Annotated in this window: 13 protein-coding genes, 1 tRNA gene and 1 pseudogene; 6 read left to right on the forward strand and 9 right to left on the reverse strand. The window is 59.0% G+C overall.

Features of this window, described 5'->3' with window-relative positions; translation table 11 throughout:
- Window positions 1-11: 11 nt before the first annotated feature.
- The 5 genes from ilvD to Poly24_RS26305 all read left to right on the forward strand — a co-directional run bounded on the left by ilvD (window position 12) and on the right by Poly24_RS26305 (window position 9,303).
- Complete coding sequence (gene ilvD, locus Poly24_RS26285; RefSeq protein ID WP_145102438.1) at window positions 12-1,691, forward strand: dihydroxy-acid dehydratase; 1,680 nt, start codon at window positions 12-14, stop codon at window positions 1,689-1,691.
- 183 nt (window positions 1,692-1,874) lie between these two features.
- Window positions 1,875-2,786, forward strand: a complete 912-nt coding sequence (locus Poly24_RS26290; RefSeq protein WP_231753363.1) for a TIM barrel protein — start codon at window positions 1,875-1,877, stop codon at window positions 2,784-2,786.
- A gap of 171 nt (window positions 2,787-2,957) precedes the next feature.
- A complete protein-coding gene (locus Poly24_RS26295) occupies window positions 2,958-5,600 on the forward strand; it encodes a hypothetical protein (RefSeq protein ID WP_145102439.1) in 2,643 nt (880 codons plus the stop codon).
- A 420-nt stretch (window positions 5,601-6,020) separates the two neighbouring features.
- Window positions 6,021-7,445: a magnesium chelatase gene (locus Poly24_RS26300; protein ID WP_145102440.1), complete on the forward strand. Its 1,425-nt coding sequence runs from the start codon at window positions 6,021-6,023 to the stop codon at window positions 7,443-7,445.
- 157 nt (window positions 7,446-7,602) lie between these two features.
- Window positions 7,603-9,303, forward strand: a complete 1,701-nt coding sequence (locus tag Poly24_RS26305) for a vWA domain-containing protein (protein WP_145102441.1) — start codon at window positions 7,603-7,605, stop codon at window positions 9,301-9,303.
- A gap of 327 nt (window positions 9,304-9,630) precedes the next feature.
- Here Poly24_RS26305 and Poly24_RS26310 read toward each other — a convergent pair whose 3' ends face one another.
- Window positions 9,631-12,906 (reverse strand): efflux RND transporter permease subunit, encoded by a 3,276-nt coding sequence (locus Poly24_RS26310; RefSeq protein ID WP_145102442.1) that lies wholly within the window; start codon window positions 12,904-12,906, stop codon window positions 9,631-9,633.
- Window positions 12,907-13,028: 122 nt separating this feature from the next.
- The gene (locus tag Poly24_RS26315; RefSeq protein WP_145102443.1) at window positions 13,029-14,258 is read right to left on the reverse strand and encodes an efflux RND transporter periplasmic adaptor subunit; all 1,230 of its coding nucleotides are present in this window, start codon (window positions 14,256-14,258) and stop codon (window positions 13,029-13,031) included.
- Between the two features lie 510 nt (window positions 14,259-14,768).
- Here Poly24_RS26315 and Poly24_RS26320 point away from each other — a divergent pair.
- A tRNA-Arg gene (locus Poly24_RS26320) sits at window positions 14,769-14,842 on the forward strand.
- Window positions 14,843-15,651: 809 nt separating this feature from the next.
- On the opposite strand, the pseudogene Poly24_RS27735 reads toward Poly24_RS26320, so the two are convergent.
- The 7 genes and pseudogenes from Poly24_RS27735 to Poly24_RS26355 form a co-directional block, all read right to left on the reverse strand.
- Window positions 15,652-16,230 (reverse strand): annotated as a pseudogene (locus Poly24_RS27735) (hypothetical protein); the annotation flags it as partial.
- Between the two features lie 78 nt (window positions 16,231-16,308).
- Window positions 16,309-16,608: a hypothetical protein gene (locus tag Poly24_RS26330; protein WP_145102444.1), complete on the reverse strand. Its 300-nt coding sequence runs from the start codon at window positions 16,606-16,608 to the stop codon at window positions 16,309-16,311.
- 234 nt (window positions 16,609-16,842) lie between these two features.
- The gene (locus tag Poly24_RS26335; RefSeq protein ID WP_145102445.1) at window positions 16,843-17,100 is read right to left on the reverse strand and encodes a TubC N-terminal docking domain-related protein; all 258 of its coding nucleotides are present in this window, start codon (window positions 17,098-17,100) and stop codon (window positions 16,843-16,845) included.
- On the reverse strand, window positions 17,097-18,317 hold the full coding sequence (locus Poly24_RS26340) for an AAA family ATPase (protein WP_145102446.1): 1,221 nt from the start codon (window positions 18,315-18,317) through the stop codon (window positions 17,097-17,099). The genes Poly24_RS26335 and Poly24_RS26340 overlap by 4 nt, the downstream gene beginning before the upstream one ends.
- Complete coding sequence (locus tag Poly24_RS26345; RefSeq protein WP_197452185.1) at window positions 18,314-19,309, reverse strand: bifunctional DNA primase/polymerase; 996 nt, start codon at window positions 19,307-19,309, stop codon at window positions 18,314-18,316. The genes Poly24_RS26340 and Poly24_RS26345 overlap by 4 nt, the downstream gene beginning before the upstream one ends.
- On the reverse strand, window positions 19,302-19,568 hold the full coding sequence (locus Poly24_RS26350; RefSeq protein ID WP_145102448.1) for a helix-turn-helix domain-containing protein: 267 nt from the start codon (window positions 19,566-19,568) through the stop codon (window positions 19,302-19,304). Before Poly24_RS26350 ends, Poly24_RS26345 begins: the two co-directional genes overlap by 8 nt.
- Window positions 19,565-19,834 carry a hypothetical protein gene (locus Poly24_RS26355; RefSeq protein WP_145102449.1) on the reverse strand — a complete coding sequence of 90 codons (270 nt, stop codon included), beginning with the start codon at window positions 19,832-19,834 and terminating at the stop codon, window positions 19,565-19,567. Before Poly24_RS26355 ends, Poly24_RS26350 begins: the two co-directional genes overlap by 4 nt.
- Window positions 19,835-19,855: the final 21 nt, after the last annotated feature.

Below are 19,855 nucleotides of genomic sequence, written 5' to 3' on the forward strand. Positions count from 1 at the left end.
CCGCCGCGATCATGAATGCTCCCCTTAATAAGTACAGCAGTCGAGTCACTCAACCCAAGAGCCAAGGCGCCTCGCAAGCGATGCTCTACGGCACCGGAATGACCTCCGAAGACATGAACAAGGCGCAGGTGGGGATCGGCAGCGTCTGGTACGAAGGCAACACCTGCAACATGCATCTGTTGGACCTCGCTAGCGAAGTCAAAGAAGGCGTCCGCGCCGCCGACATGGTCGGGATGCGGTTCAACACCATCGGTGTCAGCGACGGGATCTCGATGGGAACCGAGGGGATGAGTTTTTCGCTGCAGAGTCGCGATCTGATCGCCGACAGCATCGAAACCATCATGGGTGGCCAGTGGTATGATGCGTTGGTTGCGCTGCCCGGTTGCGATAAGAACATGCCCGGCTGTCTGATCGCGATGGGACGTTTGAACCGCCCCAGCATCATGGTCTACGGCGGCACGATCCGAGCCGGAAAGTGGAACGGGCAGAAGCTGGATATCGTCAACGCGTTCCAGTGCTACGGCCAATACCTGTCGGGCGATATCGATGAAACCGAACGCCAGAACATCGTCAAGTGCAGCATCCCGGGCGCCGGTGCTTGCGGCGGTATGTATACCGCCAACACGATGGCGACCGCGATCGAAGCCCTCGGCATGACGCTCCCTTATTCGGCCAGCATCCCCGCCGAAGATCCCGCCAAGAAAGACGAATGCCGCCGTGCCGGTGCCGCGATCCGCGTCCTGTTGGAACGGGATATCAAGCCGCGCGACATCATGACGCGCCAAGCATTCGAAAACGCGATGGCTGTGATCATGGCCGTCGGCGGCAGCACTAACGCCGTGTTGCACCTGATCGCGATGGCCCGCGCTGTCGACATCAATTTGACGATCGATGATTTCCAATCGGTCAGCGATCGCGTTCCTTATATCGCCGACCTCAAGCCGAGCGGCAAGTTCGTTCAAGAGGATCTGCACAGCGTTGGCGGAACGCCCGCGTTGATGAAGTATCTGTTGGCCGAAGGCGTGATCACCGGCGACTGCATGACCGTCACCGGCAAAACACTCGGCGAAAACCTCGCCGACGTTCCCGATCTCGATCCCGGTCAAGAGATCATTCGCCCGCTGGATAAACCGATCAAAGCCAGCGGCCACATCCGCATCCTGCGCGGCAACCTGGCGCCCGAAGGAGCCGTTGCCAAGATCACTGGCAAAGAGGGACTGCTGTTCACCGGCACCGCCCGCTGCTTCGACAGCGAAGAAGAGATGCTGACGGCATTGGAAGAAAAGAAGATCGTTAAGGGTGACGTGGTGATCATTCGTTATGAAGGTCCGAAGGGTGGCCCCGGCATGCCGGAGATGCTGACCCCCACCAGCGCGATCATGGGTGCCGGTTTGGGCGCCGATGTGGCGTTGATGACCGATGGACGCTTCTCGGGCGGGTCGCACGGATTTATCGTCGGCCACGTGACTCCCGAAGCTCAAGAGGGCGGCCCCATCGCCCTGGCTCGCGATGGCGACAAGATCACGATCGACGCGGAAAAGCTGGAGATCAACATCGACGTCAGCGACGAAGAACTGGCCAAGCGACGCGAGGAATTTGTCGCGCCGCCACTGAAGGCAACACGCGGCACGCTTTACAAGTACATTAAGAATGTAAAGAGTGCCTCCGAAGGTTGCGTCACCGACGAGTAGTCGTCGGCTGGCAACCGAGGTCGTTCTATGGGTCGCCTTTCGCTCCGCGAAAGTGCGGTCGGCTGGACGCGCTTTCGCACAGCGACAGACGCGTCCGACCAGCCGATCGCGACCATCGTTCGAACTCGCAGCGATGCTGGTAGGAGGAGCTGTCCTTCTATAAATCCAGATCGGAGTTCGAACATGAGTCTATCGCGACGTAATCTTTTGGCCGCCGGCGGGGCGGCTCTGGCGACGGTTGCCACGCGGCAAACGGTTTCCCATGCCGAGGATGTTGCCAAGGAAACGGCTGGCGATGCTTCGAGCCCCGCAATCACCAAGGGACGGATTCACCAATCGGTGATGGGCTGGTGCTTCAAGCCGATGCCATCGATCGAACTGGCCAAGCACTGCAAAGCGATTGGTATCGAAGCGATCGAAGGGATACCCGCAAGCGACTATCCCGCTGTCACCAAGCTCGGCTTGAAGATCTCGTTGGTCGGCAGCCACGGTTTCCAGGCGGGACCGTTGGATCCCGAGAACCATGCGATGAACGAGGCGAAGCTGCGCGAAGCGATCGATACCGCCGTTGAATTTGGCGCCCCCAGCGTGATTACTTTTACGGGGATGCGGAAGGCGGGAATCGACGATCGCCAGGCGACAAAAAATTGCCTGGACCTCTGGAAACGTGTCCTTCCCTATGCCGAAGCGAACCAGATCACGCTGGTACTGGAACATTTGAACAGCCGCGACGACACACACCCGATGAAGGGACATCCTGGATATTGGGGCGACGATGTGGAGCTGTGTGTCGACCTGGTAAAACAGCTCGATTCGCCCCGCTTTAAGCTGTTGTTTGACATCTATCATGTGCAAATCATGAATGGGGATATCATTCGCCGTATTAGAGAGTATCATCCACTTATTGGTCATTACCACACCGCTGGCGCTCCGGGGCGGGGTGAGTTAAACGAGGACCAAGAGATCAATTACCCAGCTGTCATGCGGGCGATTCTAGAAACTGGATATTCTCAATACGTCGCGCAAGAGTTCATCCCAACCAGCAAGGACCCGATCGCATCCCTTCGCGAGGCCGCAAGGGTGTGCGATGTGTAGCTTCGCCTGAAAGCAAAATCTCGCTTTTATTCGAGGGCGGAACCTGCCGATAGATTGCGCTGTCTATAATCGTGGGGAAGGCTGTACACTTCCCCGCCACTCGCATCGCGTAACCTATCAACGAAGGATTCGTTTGACGGGCGAATGTCTGCCTGTCAAGAAAACACCGCCATGGCCACCCGTACCGCAGAACGAATCGACGAAGCCTCCTCGGTCGGACCTCGTGTTCGCGTGGATGATTTCGTTCGTTTGGGTATCGGTGTTCGCGAAGCCCGTGTGGGTGTGATTCGCCGCGCGGCCATCGATGCAACCGCTGCGGTGGCTCTGGACGAACCAAGTGGCCAGCGTGATGACTTCGACGACCGGATTGCGCGGATTGCGGCCTCGACCTATCGTTTGTTGGATCCCCGCGGTCGCAACGAACTGATGCAGCGGATCCAATTACTGCAATTGGAATCGCCGCCAGCCCAAGTGAAACCTTGGTGGAAACCGCGTCATACCACCGTCGTCACACAAGGTCAGCTCCGCGATCGCTTCGACCCTTCGGCGGCCGACGATACCTACCTACCCATGGGACTGCGGGCTGAAAGTCCTTGGAAAGCGTTAGCACGGCGTCTGGGACTGTTCCCCTTGTCTCGACGCGGCGTTGGGGCGGGTTCGGCCATTGCCAGCATTTCGACGCTGATCGTGTTACCAATCGTGCTTGCGATGCGATCCGACGCCCCTCCGCCCAGCGGCGAATTGACAACTCCGGCAACCACCGTATCGGCAGGCGGCGAACCCGTTTCACGCCCCCTCCGCAATGGCAACGCGGCGTCTCAGCTGACGACCGATTTCGCCAGCCCCACGGTCGACGAACCTGTCGCGGCACCGGTGAGTCCGTTTGCAGAGGCCTTTGCACCGTCCCCCATCCCATCGGATGCAGCCTCCGATCCTGCATCACCCGCTCCATCGACGCCGACCGTGTTGCCGGGGACCGCTCCAATTTCAGCCGACCCACGCGCCTTTGTACCCAATGTGGAACCGACCGCCGGGCTCGATACCCCGTCGATCGACGATGTCGAATCGATGGCAACCGACGCATCGACGGCACTGGTTCCCGAAGCCGATCCGATGCCGTTGATCGATCCCTTTCCCGCCAGTCCGATGGCGCCGACGCCCGTCATCTCCGACGACGACGCGACGGTGGACGAACCCACGATGCCCATCGCACCGACGCCGAATCGCAATAGCGAAGAGACTCCGCCGATCGCCGCTTCGCAGCCAAACCTTTCCGACACCGATGGGATGCCCACCGTCGATGCGGCGATGGATTCGTTGACTCAAGTTGCCGCGCCCGCGGTCGCCGATCCGGATCGGGCTATCAACGATGGTCGCTTTCCGCATCCGTCCCCCGAAGCGATCGCCGTGGCAACCGAACGATTGGCACGATTGCGTGCCGACCTGCCCGCGGCAAATACCGACGTGGACCTGATTACCAACATTCGCAAGTTGCTGCAGACAGCGACTGAAAGCGAGCCCGGATCAGCCGACCGATGGGTCTTGCTTTTGGAATCGTCGCAACATCTGTTGATGATGGGACGCACTGCCGAGGCGGAACAAACGCTATTTGAGCTTTCGACCGAGTATCAGGCCAGCGAGCTTCAGCTCCGCCAACGACTGCTCGATCCAGTGCTCAGCAGTGCCCGAACCATCACGCAAAAAGAGCGCGTGATCGGCTGGGCGTTGTCGACCAGCGAACAATTATTGCGTGGCGAGGACTTTGATTCGGCCGCCACCACGCTGCGTGGGGCGACGACACTTGCGGTCAAACTGGGCGGTAATGATCTGCGAACGCGGCTAATTTCGCAAACCGATGCGATCAAACAAGCTAAGCGGATCGCGCCGCTGGCAACCAAGACGTTGGCCGAATCGACTGCGGCAACCGCCTCCTCCTCGGCCGCCAATTCGGTTGGACGGTATCTCTGCCTGTACTTAGGTGATTGGGAACGAGGACTGCCTTGGCTGGCCAAGGCATCGACAGCGAAACTGGCTAAAACAGCCCAACTGGAGATCGATACCGCCACGGTGCCCGATAGCAAGTTGGTGTTGGTCGACCAATGGATCGAATGCTCCGCAGACCTTCGCGGTCGCAGCGGCGAAGCGATTTTGTTGCACGCACGCGATCTGGTCGCCGAAGCGATGGTGGAGAGTTCCGGCTTAAAAGCGAAGGACCTCGAACGCAAGCTAGCCGAGATCGACGCGATGCTTCCAGCCGATTTGCGGACCGTCGCACCGACACCGTCGATTGCCGCGGCCCCCATCGCCGCAATGCCCGCGGGCAACCTGACCGGCATGCTCGGGCGGCTGAAAGCGGACGGATTGGATGTCAGTGCCCTGATCCGCTACGACGCGGGCCTAAGCCTGACCCACGACGCCTTTTCGCAGATCCTCGACCAACTGGGGATTCAGGCGGGAGCGATCTCGCTCGAATTTGTCGGCCTGATCGATCTTCCCGAGAATTCGACGATCCGGTTTGTCACCAGCACAGGAACCGATAAAGCGGATGCGGTGGTGATTTCGGTCAACAACCAACCGGTCGCGTTATCGGTTGACGGCCTCCAAAATCGTCGAGCCGGTACGCTCGACCTGCCCGCCGGCAGCCACATGGTCCGTTGGCAGTTTGGCGGCAAACAACTCGCCACCTGCCACCTAGTTGTTGAGGACGATCGCGCGAAGAAACCGCTGACGCTCCGCCACACGCCCGCTCTCTTGGAACAAGTCCTCAGCGTCGCGCCGGCTCGCTTGCGAGTCAACGTGATCCGAGCCAACTAAGCCCTCGCTCCTCCGCCCGGCGAAGTAGGAAAGGACGAGCAGGAAGTTGTCCGGCGACGGGTCTTCCAAACTCCATCAAGCATCATCGCTCGACACCCGCGGACCCCCCTCCCCGAACTTCGCTGCGCTGGTTCGACCCTCCCCGCAAACTGCGTTTGGGGGAGGGTGAAGTGAAAGTTAGCTTCACCGCCTCGATTCCGTCTTCACCCGCCCGGCAAAAACGGAAGGGTTGGAGAACAAGCGTTTAGCGAGGTTTCCGAGGAGGGTCGTCGACAGGCTCGAACACCGCGGACTCCAGTCGGCAGACTCCTCGGCGAATCCCCTTCTCGCTTTCCTTCCTAGTCGGCCGGGTATAATGTTCCAGTACCCACCTGCGTCATCCGTCTCCGCCTCAATCGAATCCCCAGGTCACCGATCTGCATGAGTACCCCAAGCGAAGTCCCCTCCATTTCGAATCTCAGTGAACTGCGTCAATCGGGCTGGAAATCGAAGACCGTCAAACACGAGTTGCGCGATAACTTCCTGGTGGCGTTACAGGCTGGCGACGAACTGTTCCCCGGCATCGTCGGCTACGACGACACGGTCATCCCCGAGATCAATCTGGCGATCCTGGCGGGGCACGACATGCTGTTCCTGGGCGAAAAGGGGCAAGCGAAGAGCCGCATCATGCGGATGCTGGTCCGCTTTCTCGATGAGTGGGCTCCTTACATCGATCATCCCGAATTGCCGGTCCACGAAGATCCGATGGACCCGATCACCTCGCTGGGCAAACGTTTGATCAAGGAGCTGCCCGAGGATCAGATCAAGATCGCTTGGTGGCATCGCATCGATCGGTACAGCGAACGGTTGAGTCCCGGGACAAAGTTCGCCGACATCATCGGTGAGATCGACCCGGGCAAACTGACAAGCGGCGTCAGTATGAACGCCGAAGCGGCCCTCGCGTTTGGCTTGATCCCGCGGATGCATCGCGGCATCTTTGCGATGAACGAATTGCCCGAACTGGACGATCTCGTGCAGGTCGGTCTGTTCAACATCCTCGAGGAACGCGATGTCCAGATCCGCGGCTATCCGATCAAATTCGATCTCGATGTGATGATCCTCTTCTCCGCCAACCCCAGCACCTACAACCGCTCGGGCAAGGTGATTCCACAATTGAAGGATCGGATCGGGTCGATCATCCAAACGCATTACCCCAGCGACCGCGACCAGGGGATTGCGATCCTGCAGCAGGAAGTCAACGACGATCTCGGCGGACCGTTCCCCGTTCAGGTTCCCTATTTCATGTACGAAGTGGTCGAAGAGATCACCAACCAGGCGCGGCGCAGCAAGTTCATCGATCATCAATCGGGCGTGTCGGCGAGGTTCTCGTTAGCGAACTTCCGCACGATGGTCGCCTCGGCGCGGCAGCGTTCGGTCGTCCTCGGCGAATCCCCCGCGGTGCCGCGGATCAGCGACCTCGGTCACATCTACAGCAGTGCTCTGGGGAAGTTGGAGCTGGATCTGATGGGCAGCCACCAAATGAGCGAACGCCAAGTCTTGGACGCCGTCGTCGCCGAAGCGATTCAGGTCGTCTTCCAGAAGTATGTCGAACAGCATGGCACCGCCGAGATCGGCGAGATCTTCAAGAAGGGCGTTCGCGTCGAGGTCGGTGACATGTTGCCCTCGTCGGTCTATGCCGAGCGACTAAAACGAGTCCCTCCGGTTTGGGAGAAGGCGTTTGAAGTCAACGCCAGCGCCAGTGAACCGGTCCGCGCCAGCTGCGTCGAATTTGTCCTGGCCGGACTGTACAGCATGGACCACATCAGTCGCTCCCAGCGACACGGATCGATCGAATACGAAATCTAAGCCAGCAAGCACAAAGTTTTCTCGTTTCACCGCGCGGGAATCGCCCCGCGTTTTTTACGGGCGGGGCGGCCCGATGGCGGATGAACGAACAAACGATGCGACCTGCTTAAGTCAGCAACTGCGCCGTAACGGGGCCTGTAGCAACAAGAAGATCATTATGAAAAAACGTCCTGGCGGGATCATCCATTCGTATCAGAAATTTGATCCGGCGCAATTCCCCAGCCCGACGCAGCCCCCTCCCGATCTGGTCTCGTCGGCGTTTGAACACGCGATGATGTTCGGCAACTATCGCGATTTGTCCGAAGAGGAATTGGCCCGCGCGGTGCGACTCGATCCCAGCCAGATCGCCGGCCTTGGCCCGAGCATCGACATGTTGCGTCAGATGCTCGAAGAGCGGAAACGCAAGATCCTGGAGACCTACGAAACCGCGGCCGCTCAAAAGCGTGCCCGCCGCGCGTACCAACAGAGTGCCAGCGAAGTCCGTCCGCCCAAGGATCTTGAAAAGGCGTACCGCCGCGGGATCGCGGAGGAACAACCCTACGATCTGGAGCGGTTGTGGTATCAAGCCGACAGCGATCATTCTCCTTTTGCTCGCGGGCTGCTGGGCGTGATGCAGCGGATGAACGACAAGCTGCAGATCGCCGAACTGGTCAGCAAATACGAGTTCACCGGACGCGAACCGATGTCGGTCCCCAAGGCGTTGGAGATCAAGGAAGAGCTGGAGAAGATCGATGAACTGCTGCGGCAGCTGGAAGAGGCTGCCAAGACCGCGCAGATCGGAATCATCGATATGGATCTGTTACAGGAGTTCGCCGAGCCGGGCGATTTAAATCAACTCGAAGAACTCCGCCAGCAGGTCGAGAACTACATGCGAGAACAGGCCGAGCGCCAGGGGCTCGACCGCGATAACAAAACCGGCAACTACCGGCTGACACCGCAGGCCTACAAGCTGTTTCAGGGGAAGCTGCTGTCGCGGATCTTCAGCGACCTGCAAGCCTCTCGCAGCGGCCGGCATCCCGACGCGGTCGAAGGGGACGGAGCTGTCGAATTACAGCAAACCAAGCCCTACGAATTTGGCGACAGTGCTGCCAACATCGACCTCCCGCAAACGGTCATCAACGCCCTGTTGCGGCATGGCGACACGCGGCCGCTACAGTTGCGCAGCGAGGATATCGAAGTCCACAAGACGCGGAACCATCCTAAGTGCGCCACGTGCGTGATCATGGATATGAGTGGTTCGATGCGGTACGACGGGCAATACATCAACGTCAAACGGATGGCATTGGCGCTGCAGGGCCTGATCACCAGCGAATACCCTGGCGACTTCTTGCGGTTCATCGAGATGTACACCTTCGCCAAGATGCGGCACGCCAGTGAGTTGATCGAACTGATGCCCAAGCCGGTCACGATCCACGATCCTTGGGTGCGGTTGAGGGCGGATATGAGTCGCGAGGATATCAGCGAATCGCAGATCCATCCTCACTTCACCAACATCCAACGCTCGCTGCAATTGGCTCGGCAGAATCTGGTGACGACCGACACGCCCAACCGTCAGATCGTATTGATCACCGACGGCCTGCCGACAGCTCACTTCGAAGACAACCACCTGTTCATGCTCTACCCCCCCGATCCGCAGACCGAACAGGCGACGATGCGCGAAGCGATGCTCTGCCATCGCGAAGGGATTACGATCAACATCTTCTTGATCCCCAGTTGGTCGCAGAGCGAAGAGGACATCCGGTTTGCGTATCGATTAGCCGAAAGCACCAAGGGACGCGTGATCTTTACCAGCGGCAAAGACCTCGACCGCTTCGTCATCTGGGATTACGTCAGCAACCGCCGCGAGATCATCGGTTGATCTCACGCGACCTCACCCCATCGTGGATCCTGGCAAAGCTGTTGATTACCTTCAAATATCTCGAAGGGATTCAAGCAATTAGCGGTAGGTAAGCGTAAGCGCCACCCACGGTTCCTCAATCCACCATCTCGCTGACTGCGAAGACGGTCACAGAATCCAATTCTCGTGCGCTGCGACCGCCTTCGCGGTCGAAAAGTCGCGTCTCACTACAAAACGGTGGTATCGCGTACGCTCAACCACCGGCTAATGGCTGCAACGCCTTCGGCGTGGTTGCGACTTGTGGGCAATCAACAGCTTTAACAAGATCCACGACGCCGAAGAGGAATGTTACGACGCGATGCTGCTGGCGGAGTCGACGCGTGCCGGTTCGCTTTTGGTCGGCTTCATCAACCAACCGGGCAGCTTGCCCAGGTCGTCGAAGAAGGTGTACAGCACGGGGATCGCCAGCAGCGTCAGGATCAACGACAGCGTCTGGCCGCCGGCCGCCAGCACGGCGATCGAACGCCGCTCCTCAGCTCCCGGCCCCGTTGCGATCAACAGCGGCAGCAGGCCGGCGACAAACGAAACCGTCGTCATCAGAATCGGACGCAAGCGGTCGCGGTTGGCTTGCATGATCGCATCGTGCCGGCCGATCCCTTGCGATCGCAGCGCGTTGGTGTGATCGACTTGCAAAATCGCCGCCTTCTTGACCACGCCAAACAGCACCAAGATGCCAAGCGCCGAATACAGGTTCAACGTCTCGCCGCCCCAGTACAGACTGATCAAACCAAACGGGATCGCCAGCGGCAGCGACAGGAGAATGATCAGCGGGTAGACCATGTTCTCGTACTGAGCCGCCAGCACGATGTACATGAAGATGAACGACAACACAAACGTCCAACCGAAGTCGGTGATCGTTCGTTCCAGCTCGCGACCGCCGCCGAGGATCTCGTAATTAAAGCCTTCGGGCAGACCGATTTCATTGGCCACTTGCTCCATTGCTTCGATCCGGTCGGCCAACGCGTAACCGTTGGCGATGTTCGCTCGCACCGACACCATCCGCTGGCGACTCAAGCGATCGATCCGCGACGCCGCCTGGCTGTATTCGAAATCGACAACGTTATCGATCCGCGTCATCGAACCACTCAGCCCCGTCTCGATCGCCGCGACGACTAAATCGTTCGCCGACGTGGTCGGCAGCAACGGATTGGTCCGCACATACAATTGAGAGATCGATTGGATGTCGTTCCGGTCCAGGCCGACAAGCCGCAGTTCGACATCGTAAGCGTCGCCAGCTGATTGATCCAAGTATCGTGAGACGCGGTCGTCGCCGCCGACGGCCACTCGCAGCGTATCGGCGATCTCACGCACCTCAACCCCAAGCGCCGCCGCCCGTTGGCGATCGATCGATACCAGCAGTTCTGGGTTGTTGATCTGGAGCGTCGAATAGACGTCGACGATCCCAGGGATCTCTTTGACCCTAGCCTTCATCTTGTCGCTGAACTCCAGCAGCTTCTCTGCGTCGGCGCCCATGATCGCGAAGTCGATGTCGACGGGAGCTCCCTGCCGCAGCGAAGTCAGGTTGCGGACCGATAGCCGAAGATCTTTGATCGGAGACAATCGCTTGCGGATCTCTCCCATCTTTTCGCGTTGAGTGAAGTTTCCACGGAACGCAGCTTTCGGATCGCCGGCCAACAAGCCATCCCACAATCGCCCGAAAGAAAACGTTCGCTCGCGACTGTCTTGCAGTCGGATATACATCTGCGCTCGATTGACATCGCCGTAGCCGCCGGTTCCAACCGTCGTCATCACGGTCTCGATCCCATCGATTTTCCCCAGTTCCGCCTCCACGCGATCGATCGTCTCCCGCATCGCCAGCAAGCTCGCCCCCGGTTTCGCCTCCGCTCGAATCTCAAATTCCGATTCGTCGACGTTCAACGGGATGTAGTCACGGCGCACCCATTGGCTCAGCGGGATGTTCGACGCGATCACCAGCACCACAACGACCAACACCAGCCAACGGAACCGCAGCGCCCGGGCGAGCATCCACAGATAAGCTCCCTCGATCCAGGAGTAGACGCCGCCGCGCGATTTGACCGCCGCACCATTTTTTGACTTGCCGGACTCGTCTTCGGTCGGCTTGTCGATCGGACGCAACAACTTGCTGCACATCATCGGCGTCAGCGAGAAACTGACAAGCATCGAGATCAGAATCGCCACGGTAGCTGTCACGCCAAACTCGAACAGCAACCGCCCGGTAACGCTCGACAGGAAGGAGACCGGAAGGAAGACGATCACCAGCGAGATCGTCGTCGCCAGGACCGCCAGGCCGATCTCTTTCGTTCCCGTCACCGCAGCTTCCGCCGGCGCCATTCCCTTCTCTTCGATGCAGTGGAAAACGTTTTCGAGAACTACGATCGCATCGTCGATCACCACGCCCACCATCAAAACCAAAGCCAACATCGTGACGTTGTTCAGCGTGAAGCCGAACCATTTCATGAACGCAAACGTCGCGATGATCGATGCCGGGATCGCCACCGACGCGATGATCGTCGACCGCCACGATCGCATGAACAACATCACGGTCAAACAGGCCAAGATACTACCGGAGATTAGGTGGCGTTCGATCTCGTGTAACGCTTCGACGATGTAACGCGATTGATCCTGGATGACTTCGACGCGGATGTCGTCGGGCAGCAGTTCCTGGCTGCGCGGCAGTTGCTCTTTGATCGCGTCGATCACCGCGACCGTGTTCTCGCCGCTCTGGCGTTGGATCTCCAACAGGACCGCCGGTTCGCCGTTAAGTCGAGCTAAGGTGCGGACCTCTTTGGTGCCGTCGGTCACCGTCCCCAATTCGCTCAACCGCACGGCAGTGTCGCCGACCGTGGCGACTGTCAGATCGGGAAAACGATGCGATTCGGAGATTCGCCCCAGCGTTCGCAGCGACCGTTCGCGTTGACCTTCGTTCATCAATCCGCCCGGCACCTCGGCGTTCTGACGGACCAAAGCGTCGCGAACCTGCAGGATCGACAACCGGTGAGCGGCCAGCCGGCGAGCGTCGATGTCGACCTGGATCGCCCGGTCGGCCGCTCCGGAGATTTTCACCTCGCCGACGCCGCTGGACGACTCGATCACGTTTTTGACGTAGCGATCGGCCATCACGTACAGCTCGCGAGCCGACCGCGGGCCGGAGACGGCCAGCGTCATGATCGGCGACGAATCGAGATCACGCTTCTGCACGATCGGTGGATCGATCCCCGGCGGCAACAGATTGGCGACTCCCGCCACCGCATCGCGAACGTCTTGAATCGCCGCATCGATGTCGCGATCCAGTTCGATGGTGACGATCACAAACGAGCGACCGTTGGCCGAGATCGATCGCAGTTCGTCGATCCCCGCGACCGTCGCCACCGCGTCTTCGATGACGCTGCTGACCTCCGATTCCACCTCCTCTGCCGCCGCGCCGAGATACGTCGTGCGGACAAAGACCTGCGGCATGTCGAGGTTCGGGAACCTGTCGACGCCCAGCTGTGGAAACGCAACAGCTCCAGCGACGACCAACGCAGTGATCAACATCAAAGCGAAGACCGGACGCTTTACGCAAACTTCAGCTAGCCAATACAAAGCTCTCGTTCCCTATGAGCGACTATTTTGAGTTGGGGGATTAGCCCCAGAGAAATTACACGGCGGGCGGGATTCCGAAGAGCGTTGAAAGACATCGCCCGCCGGTGGATCGTCTTGTTACGTTAAGGCTTGATCTTGGCGATCCGACCCTGCGACGCGTCGCGCAAGATCACATCTCCCGATTGCAGCCCCTGCAGAACTTCCAGCTGTCCGTCGCGGCGTTTTCCGATCAGCACCTCCTGCTCGACAAGTTCGCCGTCGACAACCTTCCATGTCTTTTCCGCTCCCGCGAATTCGTTGATCGCCGATTGCGGGACGACCAAGCCGGTGGCGTCGTCGTCGACCACGATCTCCGCTTCGGCAAACAGCCCGCCTCGCAGCTCCTGGCCCTCGTTTTCGATCTCCGCCTCGAAGACCAACGAACGACTCTGCTGATCCAGCATCGGGCTGATTCGCGTGATCGTTGCCGTCCGCGGCTCTGGGACCGATTCGATTTGCAGCCGCACCTGTTGGCCCAACGAAAGTGCCTGAGCGCGTCGCTCGGGAACCGAGCTGCGGAAACGCAGCGGCGAGGTGCGGACGACGACAGCGATACTCTGGCCTACCGAGATGTAGGACCCCGGGGCGGTCAGCCGCTGGTGAATGAAGCCCTCCAGCGGTGATCGGATGATCGCGTCGGTCAACTGGTTGCGAGCGAGCGACAGTTCGGCTTGGTAGCTGCCGATCGCGGCGATCTTTTCGTAGACGCCGTTCAGTGCCGAAGCGTAGCGAGCTTCGGCGACTCGTTCGGCGGCCGCGGCGAGTTCGTATTCCCCTTCGGAGACAGCCTTCTGAACTCTCAGGCTCTCGAGTCGCTTGAGGCTGCTTTGCGCTTCTTCCCACAGCGCCCGCTGCTGGCGAACCGGCGGAGCGTTTTCGGGATTCAATTCGGAGACCGGCACGCCAGCTCGCAACCCAACCGCCGCGCGGGCTTGTTCCAATTGAGCTTCGGTCTGGTCGACCTTCAGTTGAAATTCGGCTTGGTCCAGCGTCACCAACGGATCGCCGACGTTGACATAATCGCCCAGGTCGACATGCACCTCGGCCACGCGGCCGGCGACCTTCGCTCCCACGACCGATTCTTCGTCGGCATCCAAACTCCCCTGGCTGCGGACGATCGTCGGCCACGGCTGCAGTGCCACCGTCATCAACTCCGCCTCGATCGTCTCCAACGGTTCCGGCTTCGGTTCGGACTTCATTGCCGCTGCGGGAGAATCGCAGCCCGTCGCTGCCATCAGCAGGACCAGGCAGGCAGCAACACCGATGCAGTGCGCGCGAGGAGAAACGGTAAACGACAGCGTGGGAACATGCATGGCAGGCTGGTGGGAGCGAGGCGGGGAGAGCTTTTGCAGCGGAGGCGTTCTCGCCGATGGAATCGCAATCGGCACCACATCCCTGCAGTGGGTAATCTTAAACAACCCCGCAAGACGTAAATCGGACCGCGCAAAAACTCAAAAACGGCAAAGAGCGAAGCTCTATTTAAATCGTTTAGGAGCGATGAATCAAGCAATTCCCGCCGCGAACTTATCTACGCCGATTCCCCCTGAAAATACAGGCTTTTGCTAGCCTTTAGCCCCCTCCCATCGGAATGGCCGCGCCAACCGCTCCGACAGCAAAAAGCTCGATTTCCGCGAACCACCACCGGCGGCAACGTCTCAACAAATTGCAGGCCAGCAGGGCAGCTGCGTTTGGGAGCGGCCGATTGCAGCGTCAACGGCGGTCATTGCGGCAACGAGCGCTGCAAGAAAAGCAGAATTGGGCGATAGAATCGGGAGGATGGCTTGCCAGCGGAAACCGAAAAAGCTATGCTTCACCGCAGCAGCGCACCCCTAGCTCAATTGGATAGAGCATCGGTCTACGGAACCGAAGGTTAGTGGTTCGAATCCACTGGGGTGTATAAATGCCCACTCCTGACGTGTCTTGAAACGTCTCGGGTGGGTTTTTTATTGGCTTTTTGCCATCGTGCCCCCTCGGGACACTTCCTGACCCGGCAGAGTTGTTACCACCGGCGTTACCACGGCGCGGGGGTCGATTCGCTTCATTTGTGCCGGGTTCTTCCGGTGTTTTCACCGCTTCGGCAAAGTCGGCTTCGGTCGTTTGCAGGTAGTGCGTTTCAGCAACCGCCCCCGAGTGCCCGAACCAGTCGTTCAGGACGTGGTTTGCATGGCGGCCCGATCGTTCCAATTCCGTCCGGCGGCTTGCTCTCAATGCCATGAAGGGCTTCGGGAACCGCGCGACGCCCGCAATATCCATGATCTTGTGAAACGTGGTCCGCAGGTTGCATTCAGCCGATCGATAGCGGGTGATCACGTAGGCATCAGCAGGGCAATTCAATCCAGGTCCAGCTATTGCAAACAACGTGTTCAATTCGGCGGCCAACTCAGGCCACAGAGGCACGATTCGTTCCCCCTTGCCGTATCGCTCCGTCTTGGGAGCCGTCACCTTGAACCGGCCTCGGTCCCACTGGATGTCCGACCATCGCAGCCGTAGCACTTCGGAAGGACAACGCAGGCCGCCCCAGCGGCCAAGGGCGTACAGAGTCCGCCATTGTTGATCGGGGCAAGCTTCCAGCAGCGCCGCAGCCATTGCCGCATCGATGAAGCGGTTCTTGCTTGTGTCGCTTCTCAGATCAACCTTGATGCCATCCAGCGGGTTCCGTTCGATCAGACGATCGTTCATCGCTTGCCGCATCATCTGGCGACAACGTTTGACGTGTTGCCCGGCGGTGTTAGGGGACAACGCTTTGCCGTTTGGCTTGTCGCCGTTTTTGGTCGTGTCCATCATCCATCGGTGCCAACGCTGACAATCGCCAAGCGACAGCAGCCGAAGCGGTCGATCGTCGCCGATGTATTCTTCCAGCAGATCAACAGACCGTTGATAGTTCTCGGGTTTCTTCCAATCGGTGCGGCTCTCGATGTAGGCACGCATGAACGCGAGAACCGTTTTCGGGGACGTGTTGCCGTTCTCATCGTCGACCAGCCCCAGCGTAAACAATCGCTTGGACAATCGCGGGTCCTCCAACGCATTCACCCAAGCCACGGTCTTGGGATCAGCACCGGCGCTTAATTGCGTGGCGCGGATCAGTTCTTCAACATGGCGAAACGTATCGTTAGCCGATCGCTTGGAGCACTTACCCAGCCACAGCACGCGCGGCCGGTCGTTGCAGTCACGAAACCGAATCTTCCAGCCGGGCCGATCGCCGCGCTGTTCATGCAAAGAAGCCATTGATTCCAACTCCCAACAGTTGTCCCATGATGAATGAAAGCGCCACGGCGGGCCGGTCATGGGGGACCGGTTTTCGGGGATCAGCCTAGCCGTGGCGTGTTCTAAATGTATCAGCGATTGCGCTCAGTCGTTCAAGTTTTATTCTGTATCGGGTGGCAATATGACTTCCAGTTTCCGTTCCCTGCATAGGTCAAGGAATCTACTGATGTCCCCGTTTGCTTCGTTGATAATTTCCACCAGCACAGAGGCCGTCGCCACGACTTGATGTTTGGATTTCATATCTTCGACGACCACCGCATAGCCAACTGGGTGATTGTCGAGCCTTGCTTCGTGGAAACCTGCTTTAAGTCCAGTGCTAGAAATTGCTGTCCTCACACGTTCGCCGTCACCTTCCTCGGATAATGGCGAAAACGTTGCGTCGTTACTCGAATTATTCATTTGGGTCTCCTGAGTGGGGAAAGTGAGTTTCGGCATCATGTTACCGCATCCTTGCATTGTGGTTTGGTTTTAACGCCACAAGTAGTGAGTCGTTCCAATCCGAAACTTCGGGTAACCGGCCTCGACTGAACGTGCCTTGCAACCAGACTTAGGCGACTTTCCAGAACATACTGGGTGAGTATATTTTTTCGGATTGCTGGATGTCAGGAACGAGCAAGCTGGATTGGGCACGGTTTAGACCGTGCGGCGATCGCTTTTCCATTCAGCTGGATCTATGGCTATCCATTCCAGGCACTCGGCAGCGGCTTCGCTCGGCGGCAAGCCCTCGGCGATCCGTTGCAACCGCAACAGCTCGGGCTTTGCAGCACGCAACGCTTCAATGTCCCTATCGGTCAGCACCCCGGCCGGTGCGTCGATGTCCAGATCGTTACCACGGATCGACAACACCGCCCCCAGCTCGGCAAGGTTGTCTAGCAATGCGTCGATGTTCATATCGTCACCCTCTGCCGTCCATTGTTTGCGTGGTCCGTGTCCGGTCTCGCCACAGTCTCGTCAGTCTCGCCAATAAATTCACCTTGGCGAGACTGGGGGATACTGGACGAATCTTGGCGAGACTGTGAAGCGTCCGGCAATCGCCATGACCACGGTTGACCGAATCCATCCGGTCCCCGAATGACGCCTAGATTGCCAGCCGCTCGGTCAAGCGTTCGCTCAGCGATGCCATCACGACGGGCTAGGTCTTTGACCTCTTTTGCAAGTCGCGAACCAGCGGCCAACGTATCTTGCAGCCAGCTTTCAGCTTCATCGGCGGCGGAGTGTTTGCCGTCTCGGGTCGTGGCATTCTCTTGGGCCAGTGCTTCATCGGCACTCATGTCTACCGGGGCATCCTCCCAGCAGATTGCACCGGGGTCGCCAGCGATGCGATACGCCAGACCGCTGGCACGACGGGCAAGGTTACTTTTGCCAGGTAGCAATAGGCGTAGGTCTTCATCGTCTTTGGCTGCGTACAGATGCCACACGTTGCGAGCCAGACCCGTGAAGGCTCGAGAGCCTAACACCATGTCATCGGCAGCCGTGGCGGTGGCCTTGCGGCGGTGGGCGATACAGAGGACGGCAGGCCCATATTTTTCTGCCATCTTGCCGATTGGTGCCAGCACGGAACGTACTTCATTGTCTCGGTGAGCATCGGTCCGACCGCCCATAAATGATCCGATTGGATCCACCACGATCAACCGACAGTCAGGAATCTCCCGCAACGCATCCTCAATCAAGGCGACGTCGCCAAGCCCTATCATCGCGTCGGATGTATCGGCAGCGTCCGATGGTCGATAGGCACCGGTCAGCACGTGGACGCGGGACACGTCCGCCCCATGGGCGTCTAGCCGTGGTCGTATCGTATCGGCGGGGTCATCCTCGGCGGTCAGTAGCAGTACGCTACCACGATCGCAGGGGTTACCATCACGCCACGTTGTACCCGTCGTTATGCGTGCGGCCATGTCCGTCGTTAGGTAACTCTTACCCAGGCCAGCTTGACCGACCAGCAATGAGATGCGACCGGCCGCGATACGATCTTGCCATAACCAATTGATCGGTTTCGATTCAACATCCGACATACGCAATAACCTCGGTTTCCAAGTGGGTTGCGGTTCGGCTTCCGCAGCGTCTACATGCGGCGGTAGCTTTTGCACTTCGATTGCATCGTTACTCATTTTGAGGCTCCCCCGTATCCCATCGCTCTGATAGCTCGGGCAGCCGCTCGGCGGTCCCCTCCGTGATTGATTGCCGCATACGCTGCAAACGGTCCCCACGTCCGATGTCCAACGCCCTCAGCGGCAAGGTGCTCGGCGGACGATGAAAACACGGTTAACACCTGGACGCCATTTTCAGCGTTGACGATCTTTGCCGACGTCCCGAAACTCTTGCCCGGTCGTGTCCAGGTGATTCCGTCGGTTGTGTTCCAGCCCGCTGGTTGCAAGATGTCCAACCAATCAGCCCGCGCGTCGAAGTCGCCCCAGGGCGTGGACGTGTCCACCGTCGTGGGGCTCGTGTCTCGACGATCAGCCCGGCGGCGGTACTCAGCCAACGGATCAGCGCGGCGATCCAAAGCGGCAGCAGCAATAAACATCGCCTTGCGTTCATCGGGGCTAAATGTGGGCACGCTGGGCAGCAGCTCACCTAACACTTGGGCATACAGGTTGCCGGACGGATGGACCTCAGCCGGTGAACCGACAGCGACGATATAGCCACCCTCCCCGCGCGTTTCGATTAAGACCTTCGCCGGTTTCCCATCGGTCATCGCCAGCTTGCAGTTTCCGCAAACCTCCCGGCATCGATAGACAACATGGAAGCCATAACCGCCGGTTTCGCAAACGCACAACCGGCCACGCGTTGACGCTGGCAAGCGTTCCAGCCAAGCGGTAAAAGTCGCGTCGGCTTCGTGGTCAAAATCGAACACTTCCAGTCCGCCCGATTGCAGGCCGCATACCAAACCGATGCCAGCGGGTTGGGCGAACCATGCCCGCAGTTCTTCGGGGTTGGCGAACCGCTGGCGATAGGGCAACCAGCTCTTGATTGCCGGGGCTTTGGATCCGTCCAACCTCAACGGAATGATCGATAACCCGGCGGCGATGTAACCCGCCGGATCGCAATTGATGTTAGAATGCAGGTCGCCAGACCTTGGGGGGCGTTGATGTTCATTCATCGGCGTCCCCTCTTTCATTGCTGCATGCCTGAGCCAATGCATCAATGACCGCTTCGGGCTGATACAGCACACGGCGGCCGATCCGCACGCATGGTATCTGCCCCTTGGCTGTGTACCGCTTTACGGTCTCGACGCTGACACTCAACAGCGGTGCCAGGTCGACCGAATCGACCAACAGAGGTTGCTTTGCCAATCGCTCGGCGATCACAAGCCCCAGTTGATTCAGCTCGGCGGGGGTTAACGTTTGGGCGTCAATCATTGTCCACCCTCCCCAGCAGCCGATGGGACGGCCAACCGCCAAAGCTGCTTGATTCCGCAGTGATGCTTTGCGGAATCGCTTTGGCGGAAGCCTGCTTTCACAATCTCACCGGCGCGATGCATCTGGGCAGGGATCGCCCCCAGCGCCCGGCGGTCGAAACCCTCGGGCGTATTCACGTCGCAAATAGCATCTTCAAACGCAATCGGCTTACCGGTCCGCAACAGTCGCCGAAACTTCGCTTCGGCTTCGTGGTAGAAGTTAGCCACGGGCAGGTTCCTCCCGCGACG

The sequence above is a fragment of the Rosistilla carotiformis genome (assembly GCF_007753095.1).
GTDB lineage: Bacteria > Planctomycetota > Planctomycetia > Pirellulales > Pirellulaceae > Rosistilla > Rosistilla carotiformis.

Excerpts from the sequence above, each read along its gene's own strand:
- Poly24_RS26330 (WP_145102444.1), bottom strand. The coding sequence starts at position 16,608 with ATGAATAATTCGAGTAACGACGCAACGTTTTCGCCATTATCCGAGGAA.
- Poly24_RS26350 (WP_145102448.1), bottom strand. The coding sequence starts at position 19,568 with ATGATTGACGCCCAAACGTTAACCCCCGCCGAGCTGAATCAACTGGGG.
- Poly24_RS26300 (WP_145102440.1), top strand. The coding sequence starts at position 6,021 with ATGAGTACCCCAAGCGAAGTCCCCTCCATTTCGAATCTCAGTGAACTG.
- Poly24_RS26340 (WP_145102446.1), bottom strand. The coding sequence starts at position 18,317 with ATGAGTAACGATGCAATCGAAGTGCAAAAGCTACCGCCGCATGTAGAC.
- Poly24_RS26315 (WP_145102443.1), bottom strand. The coding sequence starts at position 14,258 with ATGCATGTTCCCACGCTGTCGTTTACCGTTTCTCCTCGCGCGCACTGC.
- Poly24_RS26335 (WP_145102445.1), bottom strand. The coding sequence starts at position 17,100 with ATGAACATCGACGCATTGCTAGACAACCTTGCCGAGCTGGGGGCGGTG.
- Poly24_RS26290 (WP_231753363.1), top strand. The coding sequence starts at position 1,875 with ATGAGTCTATCGCGACGTAATCTTTTGGCCGCCGGCGGGGCGGCTCTG.
- Poly24_RS26295 (WP_145102439.1), top strand. The coding sequence starts at position 2,958 with ATGGCCACCCGTACCGCAGAACGAATCGACGAAGCCTCCTCGGTCGGA.
- Poly24_RS26345 (WP_197452185.1), bottom strand. The coding sequence starts at position 19,309 with ATGAATGAACATCAACGCCCCCCAAGGTCTGGCGACCTGCATTCTAAC.
- ilvD (WP_145102438.1), top strand. The coding sequence starts at position 12 with ATGAATGCTCCCCTTAATAAGTACAGCAGTCGAGTCACTCAACCCAAG.
- Poly24_RS26305 (WP_145102441.1), top strand. The coding sequence starts at position 7,603 with ATGAAAAAACGTCCTGGCGGGATCATCCATTCGTATCAGAAATTTGAT.